Below are 9,184 nucleotides of genomic sequence, written 5' to 3'. Positions count from 1 at the left end.
GCCGTCGTGGCCGAAATCGCCACCGAGAGTGCCGCCGAGGCACTGGTCGCACCGGCCATCGGTGCGCAGGACATTCCCGACTACGTCCGCGCTGCCGCGAAGGCCGCGCCCGGTCAGTGGATCGGCCTGGTCGACCCGACCTGGCAGGGTGAGGGGCCGCCGCCGGCCTGGGCCGTGCTGGGGGAGTGGCTCGGGGACGAGGGCGGCGAGGTGACCGAGTTCAAGGAGAACGAGGAGTACCGCCCCTCGCCACTCGCCCACGAGTGGCCGGAGCCGACCGACCCGGTCGACGCGGCCGTCCAGCTGGCGGCCACCGGTTACGGCTCGCCCGAGGACGTCCTGCGGGCGCTGGCCGGGGCGACGGTGGCCCTTGCCGTGGGCGAGGACAAGTCCATTCAGGTGGTCGAACTGCCGGACGGGGAGCGGGCCGTGCTGGTGTACACGGCGGAGGAGCACCTGGAGGCGGCGGAGGTCCAGTCCTACGGCGAGGTCGAGCTGGCGGGGCTGGTCGGGAACATCCCCGAGGGGCTGTGGATCATGGTCAACCTCGGCGGTCCGGTCTCGATGCGGATCGACCCGGCGGACGTCCGCGCGCTGCTCGAGGCCCAGGGCGCCGCCGCGGTTTCCTGATCCGGATGCCCAAGAGCTGCCCCCGGTCACGGCGAAGCCCGTGCCGTCCGATGCTCCGGACGGCACGGGCTTCGCCGCACCCACGGCCCCAGCGTGGGGCCGGCGTTCACCCCCGGGCGGACCAGCCGCGTTCGGTCGAGGCCGGGGCAGTAGCGGGGGTAGCGGGGACAGCGGGCGCGGTCGCGGCGGTCCTGGGCACGGTCCTGGAGACCGCGGGCGTGGCGGGCACACCGCCGCCGCCCGAGACCGTCGACACCCGTGCGGCGGGCGCGATACCGGGCCGCTCGGCGGTCCGCGCCGAGGTGGCGGGGGCGCGCTGCTCCTGCTCGTACGGGTTCCCGACCTGGTCCAGGCGGATCACGATGTTCTCCTCCACCGTGTCCCCGGGCCAGTCGTGGTCCTTGCTGTAGAGCAGCTCGCTGGTGAGGCCGTTGTTGTTGCGTCCGCCCGCGCGCGGCACGGTCCGGATGTTCTCCCGCCAGCCGGCACCGTAGTTGTGCTGGAGCTCGATCTCCCACTCCGGCGCGTCGATCAGCTGCCCGGCCCCGGTTCGGCCCGGGATCACGATCTCCCGCCCCCGCACCCTGACCAGTACCCGGTTGTCCCAGTCGGCGGCCTTCTTGACCACCGTGATCCGCCAGGCACCTCGGTAGCTACGCGCCATGTCTCTCTCCCGGTCGTTCCTGGTCGTCTCTGGTCGTTCGGTGGATGCTCCCCGGCCAGAGGTACGGGGGGCACCGGAGCCGGGGTTCAGTGCCCGCTCGGCGCGGGCGTTGGCGCGATGTTGGTGCGAGCGGTGCCGTTGGTGCGCGTGGTGACCGTTCGCCCGTTCGGCGTGTGACGTCCGACGGTCGACCGTTCGGCGGACGGTCGGCCGGTCCCCGATGGTCCCCAATGGCCCCCGACCGTCCGCCGTCCGTCCGCCGGTCGCCGTCCGCCGGTCCAGCGGTCGACCGGCGGCCGCCGAAGGCCCCCAAAATTGGCAGTCTTGGCCGGCCCCGCCTTGCCATCGCCGGAAAGTCACAGGTCACAGCCTTCTCGTCGGGAATTGTTAGGAACGTTGGCAGTCCGTTGGCGGCCTACGGCACGCTGAGTTCTGTTGAGAGGACCCGCCGGTCAGGGGGGCACCTCGACCGTTCGGGTCGAGCCGAGGCAAGGGAAGCGGTGGCGATGCAGGCACAGGAGATGGTCAAGGGCGGCACCGCCGAGCGGCGGACGCTGGACCAGCAGACGCTGGCCGAGTTGTACCGACTGCACGGCCAGCACCTGCTGCGCGCGCTGCTCCGGCTGACCAGCGGCGACCGGGGCAGGGCCGAGGACATCCTTCAGGAGACGCTGCTGCGGGCCTGGCAGCACCCCGAGGCGATCGCCGGCGGTCCGGAGAAGAGCCGCCCGTGGCTCTTCACGGTGGCTCGCCGGATCGCCATCGACCACTTCCGGATGCGGGCCGCCCGCGCCCAGGAGGTCGGGGACGGCACTGTCCCCGAGGAGGCCGACCTCATCCACGACCCGTACGACGACGTGCTGGCCGCGCACGACATCGGCCTGGCGCTGGCCGAACTGCCGGCGCACCACCGCGAGGTGCTGGTCGAGCTGCACCTCAACGGCCGCTCGGTGGCCGACGCCGCCACCGTGCTGGGGATCCCGGCCGGCACCGTCAAGTCCCGCAACTTCTACGCGATCCGGGCGCTGCGCCCGGTGCTCGAGCAGCGCGGCCTGGCCGTCCTGGCGTGACGCGGCCGGCGCCATCGGTCAACCGCCCACCGGCCGACCGAGCCCTAACGCCCGGACGGCTGCGCGACGAGCGCCTCCACCTCGGCCACCTGGGCCACCAACTGCTGGGCCAGGGCGAGCTCCCCGCGTGTCGTGTACAGCTCGACGGCGATCCGCAGATGCCCGGCGGCGTCGTCCGGGCGCCCGCGTTCCAGCAGGAACTCCGCGAACTGACGCTCCGTCATGGCGTGCAGCTGGAGCAGTCCGGCGCTCCGGCAGCGGGCCAGCGTCTCCTGCCACGCCGCCTCCGCCGCCTCCCACTCCCCGAGGCTCTGCAGGGCGTGCGCCTCGTTCACCATCGCCGAGAGGTGATGGGTCGCCTCGGGATGGTCCGCCAGCAGCCGGCGGACTTGCCGGGCGAGCTTCAGCGCGGTGCCGACCTGCCCGGCCATGCCGTGCAGGGCCGAGGCATTGCTCAGCAGCCCGGCCGACTCGATGCCGAGGCCCAGCCAATTGCGCAGCTCCACGGCTCGATTGATCACGACGACGGCTTGGTCGATCTCGCCGGACTTCGCCCGCACCTTGGCATCGGTGACCAGCGCCACCACATGCACCTGGCCGTCCGTCGCACTGGTCCCCGCGACCGCCTCGCCGACCAGCTCCCGCGCCTCCTCGAGCCGCCCCGTGTCGGCCAGCACGCTCGCGGTGAGCGCCTGCAGCGCCGCGAGTGCCGTCCGCGAGCCGCTGCGGCGGGCCGCCAGCAGCCCTGACCGCAGGCAGCTCAGCTGGTCGGTGAGCCGGGCCGCCCCGTGGTACAGGACGTAGCTCAACGCGGCCAGCCGCCAGGCCCGTTGGTGCTCACCCTGGTCGGCGGCGATGGTGACCAGGCGGCGGATGGTCGGCTCTTCGGCGGTGAACCAGGCCAGCGCGGAGCGCACGTCGACGATCCGGGGCAGCGCGGCGGGCGGGTGCTCGATCGCGCAGGGGCTGATCTCGCCGCCCGGCTGGACCAGTTCGGCGGCCGCTCGGGCCGCTGCCAGGTAGTAGTCGAGCAGCCGGACCGAGGCGCCGCGCCGGCCGCCCTCGCCCTGCTCGGCCAGCAACTGCGCACCGAACAGCCGGATCAGGTCGTGCCGCCCGTAGCGGCCCGGCGCGTTCTCGCCGAGCAGGTGGTAGGCGGCCAGTGCGCCGAGCGCGTGCCGGGCCGGCCCGGTCCCGCTGCCGAGCAGCGCGGCCGCCGCCAGCGCGTCCACCTCGGTGCCCGGATGGGCGGCCAGCAGGCCGAGCAACTGGGCGGCGTCCGGTGGGAGGTGACGGTACGTCAGAGAGAGGGCACTGGTCACGCTGGCGGTGCCCTGGGTGTCCAGGGCGAGCAGTCGGGTCCGTTCGTCCGACAGCTCGGCGACCAGGTCGGCGATGGTCCAGCCGGGCCGGGAGGTCAGCCGGGCGGCGGCGATCCGCAGCGCGAGCGGCAGTTTGTCGCAGAGCTCGACCAGCCTGGCCGCCGTCTCCCGCTCGGCCCGCACCCGGGCCGGGGTCAGCAGGCGCTCCAGCAGGCCGATGGCCTCCTCCTCGGCGAGCGCCTCCAGCCGCAGCACGGCGGCGCCCTCGGCGACCACCAGGTCCTCGAGCGTGCTCCGGCTGGTCACCACCGTGGCGCAGCCGGGCCCGGCGGGCAGCAGGGGGGTGACATCGGCCGCGCGGCGGACGTTGTCCAGCACGACCAGCAGCCGGCGGTTCCTGGTCCGTTCCTGGAACAGCGCCGCACGGGCGGCCAGGTCCTCCGGGATCGCACTCTCCGGCAGACCCAGCGCGTGCAGGAACCGGCCCAGCGCCTGGGTGGGATCGGTGGGGCCCGCCGGGTCGAAGCCACGCAGATCGGTGAAGAGCAGGCCGTCCGGGAACCCCGGGGCCGTGGCGTGCGCCCAGGTCACCACGGTGGCGGTCTTGCCGGTGCCGGCCGGGCCGACCACGACGGCCAGGCCCGCGCCGGTGCGGTCGGCGCCGCACTCGCGGTCCAGCCACCGGGCCTCGGCGCCGCGGCCGACGAAACCACCGGGCCGCCGGGGCAGCCGGCAGCCGACCAGGTCGGCGGCGCTGTGGGCCCGGGGCGCGGCGGCGAGGCCGGCGCCGGGCAGCGTGGCGCCGGCGCGCGGCGGCTTGGCGACGGCCGCGACATCGCACGGGGCGTCCGGTGCGCCGTCGGTGGCCGGCAGACGGTCGGCCGCCGCTTGGAGCGCGGCGCCCGGGCTGACGCCGAGCTCCTCGTCCAGCCGGGTCCGGGCGTGCTGATAGGCGGCCAGCGCCGCCGAGTTCCGGCCGGCCTGCCGCAAGCAGCGGATCAGCAGGGCGACGGTGGATTCGCGCAGTCCGTCGGCCCGCACGGCCTGCTCCAGCGCCGGGATCGCCTGCGGGCCGCTGCCCAGTCGCAGCAGCCGCTCGGCCCAGGACTCCACGGCGGCGACGCGGGCGCCGTCGAGGCGGTCGACCAGGGCCAGGGCCAGCGGGGTGTCGGGCAGGTCGGCCAGCGCCGGGCCGCCCCACAGATTGAGCGCGGACTGGAGCAGTGCCGCGGCCACGGCGTCGTGGGCGGTCGTGGCGGCCTCGGTGACCAGGGCTTCGAAGTGCCGGGTGTCCACCGACCGGGCGTCCCCGTCGAGTTGGTAGCCGGGGGAGCGGGTGAGCAGTGTGAAGCAGGTGCCGTCGAGCACCTTGCGCAGTGCCGCGATGTGCCCCTGCAGTGCGGCCTTGGCCTGGGCCGGCGGCTGCTCGCCCCAGAGCAGCTCGAAGAAGCGCTCCACCGGGACGGCCTGGCCCAGTTCGAGGGCGAGCAGGGCCAGCACCGCGCGCCGCTTCGCTCCCGCTATCTCGGCCAGTCCCCCGTCGCCGGTCCGCAACTCGACCGGGCCGAGCAGCCGTATGCCCATGTCTCTGTTTCCCACCTCGGTGTCCGCACAGCACCGGATCCGAAGTCTAACGGCGTGCTGAACCACGCTCACCGCCCCTGACGTGCTCTGTGACAGAACCTCGAGTCCTTCCGCCATCCCCCGAAGGTCCACCGCCATCCCCCACCGGTAAGAATCGAGACCCTCGCATGCGCCTGCTCCGCGCCCTCCGCACCCTCGGCACCACCGTCGCCGCCCTCGGCCTGGCGGCCGCCGGACAACTGCCCGCCCACGCCGACACCGCCCAGCCCAGCTACTACCTCGCGCTCGGCGACTCGCTCTCCCAGGGCTACCAGCCAGGTCAGGGCAACACCGACCAGGGCTACGTGGACGACGTCTACGCCGGGCTCCGGCTCACCCACCCGAACCTCCAGCTGGTCAAGCTGGGCTGCACCGGTGAGACCTCCGTCACCATGCTGAACGGCGGCCACTGCGCCTACGCCGGCTTCCCGAGCCAGCTCGCGGCCGCCGAGGATTTCCTGAGCACGCATCAGGGGCAGGTGGCGTATCTCACCATCAACATCGGTGCCAACGACATCTCCGCCTGCGTGACCCCGACCGGTGTCGACAGCTCCTGCGTCCCGCAGGCCATGCGGAACGTGTCCACCAACCTGCCGCTGATCCTGAGCGGGCTCGACGCGGCGGCCGGCGGCCGGGCGCCCGTCTCGGTCGGCATGGGCACCTACGACCCGGTGCTGGCCGCCTGGCTGTCCGGCCCGGCGGGCCAGGCCGAGGCCAAGGCGTCGGTGCCGCTGACGGACGCGTTCAACACCGTCGAGGCCGGCGCCTACCAGCAGGCGGGCTACCTGGTCGCGGACGTCGAGCAGGTCTGGCACACCGACGACTTCAGCGGCGCCCCCGTACCGCTGAACGTGGCCGAGATCTGCGGCCTCACCTATATGTGCACCGAGCAGAACCTGCACCCGAACCCCGTGGGCTACGCGGCGATCGCCGCCGAGTTCCTCCACACCATCGCGACCGCTCCGCAGGAGGGCACCGGCTCCTGACGGTCACGCCGGTGGATGCGCCGCCGGCCGGACGTCCCGTAGTCTTCGGCGAACCGAAGGCGGCGCGGACTCGCGATGACGTGCGGCGATCGCCGGAGTCCGATGGCGTGGGGAGTCCGCATGCTGGTCCTGCTGCTGGGGCCGATCGCGCTGCGCGACGCGCGCGGCGCGGCGGTGCAGATCGGCGGGCCCAAGCGCCGGGCGGTGCTGGCCGCGCTGGCGCTGGAGATCAACCAGCCGCTCTCCGTCGACCGGCTGCTCGACCTGGTCTGGGACGGCGAGCCGCCCGCCCAGGCCAAGGCCGCACTGCACGGCCATGTCGCGGCCCTGCGCAAGGTGCTGCCGCAGGAACTCTGCCTGCAGACCCTCCCCTCCGGGTACCGGCTGACCGGGGATCCGTCGCTGGTGGACAGCGAGGTCTTCGCGGATCTGTGGCGGCGCGCCCGGGCCACCGAGGACCAGGACGAGCGCTCGGAGTTGCTCCAGCAGGCCCTCGGCCTCTGGCGCGGCAGCACGATGGCGGACCTGCCGCCCAGCGCCTTCCAGCGGGAGGTGGCGGTGCGGCTCTACGACGTGCGCCTCACCGTGCTGACGGCCTGGGCCGACTGCGAGCTGCGCCGGGGCCGGATCGGCCGGGTGATTCCGGTGCTCGAGGTGGCGGTGCTGGCCGAAGGGCTGCGGGAGGACCTGGTCGCGGCCCTGATGCGCTGCCTCTCCCACGCGGGCCGGCAGGCCGAGGCGTTGGAGGCCTACCGGCGGGCCGCGACGCTGCTCCGCACGGAGCTCGGCGTCCACCCGGGGCCCGAGTTGCGGGAGGCGCTCAGCCGGGTGCTCGCCGGGGAGCCCGCCGCCGAGCCGGACCGGGCCGCGGTCCCGGCCGCTGTGGCACCCCCGGCCGATCCCGCCGGCCCGACGGTGGGCGACGCCGGCCCGGAGCGGCTGCCCCGCGTCGACCGGCTGATCGGCCGGGCCTGCGACAGCCAGTGGCTGGACCAGGCGCTCCAACCGAGGCCGGGCGAGGTGCCGCTGGCGGTGGTGGTCGGCCCGGCCGGGGTCGGCAAGACCTCGCTGGCCGTCGACTGGGCCCACCGGGCGGCCGGCCGCTACCCCGACGGCCGGCTCTTCGCCGACCTCCGGGGCTTCGACGAGCAGGATCCGAAGGATCCGCAGGACGTGCTGAGCGGCTTCCTGCTGGCGCTCGGCGTGGAACCGGAGCAGATCCCGGCCGGGGAGCAGGCGCTGGCCGAGTTGTTCGAACGGCTGACCAGGGACCGCCGCCTGCTGCTGGTGCTCGACAACGTGCGCTCCGCCGAGGACGTCCGGGCGCTGCTGCCCGCCGGCGAGGGCTGCGCGGTGGTGGTGACCAGCCGGATCGCGCTGCTCGACCTGGTCGCCCAGGACGCGGCGGCCTGGCACCTGCTCCAGCCGCTGCCGGTCGAGGAGGCCGTCGCGCTGCTGACGGCCACCGTCGGCGAGGCGCGGGTGGCGGCCGATCCGGCGGCCGCCCGGCGCCTCGCCGGGCTCTGCGACCGGCTGCCGCTCGCGCTGCGGATCTGCGCCTCCCGGCTGGCGGTCCGGCCGGGGTGGACGGTGGCGCAACTGGTGGCCGAGATCGAGGACGAACAGACCGGCCTGGCCGGCCTGGACACCTTCGGCGGCATCGGCATCAGGGCCACCCTCGCTCTGACGTATCGTCAACTTCCGCCGGTGTCAGCGCGGTTGCTGGCGCTGCTCGGGCTCTGCTCCGGGGGCAGGATCAACCCCGGGGTGGCGGCGACGCTGCTCGGCTGCGACCTCACCCTGGCCCGGTTCGCGCTGGGCATCCTGGCCGCCTACCACCTGATCTCCGAGGAACGGCCCGGTCGTTACACCCGCTCCAGCCTGATCCGCCGCTACTCCACCCACCTGCTGGCGGAGACCGTCCCCACCGAGGAGCGGGACGAGGCCTTCGAGCGGCTGCTCGACTTCGGGTTGGCGGTCAGCGCCGCGGCGGCGGAGCCGTTCGCGGTCTTCTGGTGGTCGGTGGAGCGCCCGGCCGGACCGCAGCCGCCGGGCCTGCCCTCCTGGGAGACCGGGGTCGAGGAACAGGAATGGTACGGCGAGCACGAGCCGGAGCTGCGCTTCCTGATCCAGGAGGCCGCCCGGCTGGGCCGCGCCGGGCACGCCTGGCGGCTGGTGGAGAACCTCAGCACGCTCTACTGGCGCTCCGACCCGGCCCGGCACTGGCTGACCACCGCGACCATCGGCCTGCGCGCCGCAGAGGCGACCGGTTCGCCCACCGCCGTCGGCCGGCTCACCGGGCAGCTGGGGCTCGCGTTGACCCGGGCCGGCCGCCCCGAGGAGGGCCTGCCCCACCTGGAACGGGCCGTGGCCACCGCGATGGCCGCCGGGGACCTGCGCAACCTGTGCGCCGGCCAGATCCGGCTGGCGATCTGCGGCGAGGCGCTGGGCCGGCCGCCGATGGCCTGCCTCGCCGTCTGGGAGGCCGCGGTGGGCTGCGCGCAGGCCCTGGACGAACCACGGGTCCTGGCGGCGGTGCTGCGCCGGTGCAGCCGGCTGGCCCGCAGTTGCGGCGACCCGGAGTCGGCCCTGCGGTACGTCGAACGGGCGCTGGCGCTCGGCGAGGTGTGCACGGAGGAGGAGCACCGCTGGCTGGTACTGGAGCGGGCGCTGGTGCTGGAGTTGCTCGGCCGGCCCGGGGAGGCGCTGGAACTCGCCCGGGGCGTGCTGGAGCCGGTTCTGGCGATGGCCCAGGAGGCGTTCCCGCAGCGGGATCAGTTCGTGGCGGAGGGCGGCGAGCTGGTGGCCAGGCTGAACCACGGTCCGAACCGGGGGTAGCGAGCTCTGAACCAGGGGTGGCGGCGGGCCCGTTCTGCGGGGTGCGCCCGG

The 9,184-nt window shown here is 74.5% G+C and carries 6 protein-coding genes; 4 read left to right on the top strand and 2 right to left on the bottom strand.

Going from position 1 to position 9,184, the window contains the following annotated elements:
• The first annotated feature begins 6 nt into the window (after positions 1 to 6).
• Positions 7 to 630 (top strand): type VII secretion system-associated protein, encoded by a 624-nt coding sequence (locus P3T41_RS05565; protein WP_280688258.1) that lies wholly within the window; start codon positions 7 to 9, stop codon positions 628 to 630.
• Positions 631 to 736: 106 nt separating this feature from the next.
• Here the strand turns inward: P3T41_RS05565 and P3T41_RS05560 are convergent, their stop codons facing one another.
• Positions 737 to 1,294 (bottom strand): hypothetical protein, encoded by a 558-nt coding sequence (locus P3T41_RS05560; protein WP_280688257.1) that lies wholly within the window; start codon positions 1,292 to 1,294, stop codon positions 737 to 739.
• Between the two features lie 506 nt (positions 1,295 to 1,800).
• Between P3T41_RS05560 and P3T41_RS05555 the strand changes: the two genes are divergently transcribed.
• Positions 1,801 to 2,364 (top strand): sigma-70 family RNA polymerase sigma factor, encoded by a 564-nt coding sequence (locus tag P3T41_RS05555; protein WP_280688255.1) that lies wholly within the window; start codon positions 1,801 to 1,803, stop codon positions 2,362 to 2,364.
• A 44-nt stretch (positions 2,365 to 2,408) separates the two neighbouring features.
• On the opposite strand, the gene P3T41_RS05550 is transcribed toward P3T41_RS05555, so the two are convergent.
• Entirely contained in the window at positions 2,409 to 5,270 is a 2,862-nt protein-coding gene (locus P3T41_RS05550; protein WP_280688253.1) for a BTAD domain-containing putative transcriptional regulator, read from the bottom strand.
• A gap of 167 nt (positions 5,271 to 5,437) precedes the next feature.
• Here P3T41_RS05550 and P3T41_RS05545 point away from each other — a divergent pair, with 167 nt between their 5' ends.
• Positions 5,438 to 6,295 (top strand): SGNH/GDSL hydrolase family protein, encoded by an 858-nt coding sequence (locus P3T41_RS05545; RefSeq protein WP_280688251.1) that lies wholly within the window; start codon positions 5,438 to 5,440, stop codon positions 6,293 to 6,295.
• A 120-nt stretch (positions 6,296 to 6,415) separates the two neighbouring features.
• The gene (locus tag P3T41_RS05540) at positions 6,416 to 9,133 is read left to right on the top strand and encodes a BTAD domain-containing putative transcriptional regulator (protein WP_280688249.1); all 2,718 of its coding nucleotides are present in this window, start codon (positions 6,416 to 6,418) and stop codon (positions 9,131 to 9,133) included.
• Positions 9,134 to 9,184 lie beyond the last annotated feature (51 nt).

Origin of the sequence: Kitasatospora sp. GAS204B, from assembly GCF_029892155.1 — a bacterium.
GTDB lineage: Bacteria > Actinomycetota > Actinomycetes > Streptomycetales > Streptomycetaceae > Kitasatospora.
This window is presented reverse-complemented; position numbering and strand designations above follow the sequence as displayed.

Coding starts and splice junctions, on each gene's coding strand:
- P3T41_RS05560 (WP_280688257.1), bottom strand. CDS start 1,294: ATGGCGCGTAGCTACCGAGGTGCCTGGCGGATCACGGTGGTCAAGAAG.
- P3T41_RS05555 (WP_280688255.1), top strand. CDS start 1,801: ATGCAGGCACAGGAGATGGTCAAGGGCGGCACCGCCGAGCGGCGGACG.
- P3T41_RS05550 (WP_280688253.1), bottom strand. CDS start 5,270: ATGGGCATACGGCTGCTCGGCCCGGTCGAGTTGCGGACCGGCGACGGG.
- P3T41_RS05545 (WP_280688251.1), top strand. CDS start 5,438: ATGCGCCTGCTCCGCGCCCTCCGCACCCTCGGCACCACCGTCGCCGCC.
- P3T41_RS05540 (WP_280688249.1), top strand. CDS start 6,416: ATGCTGGTCCTGCTGCTGGGGCCGATCGCGCTGCGCGACGCGCGCGGC.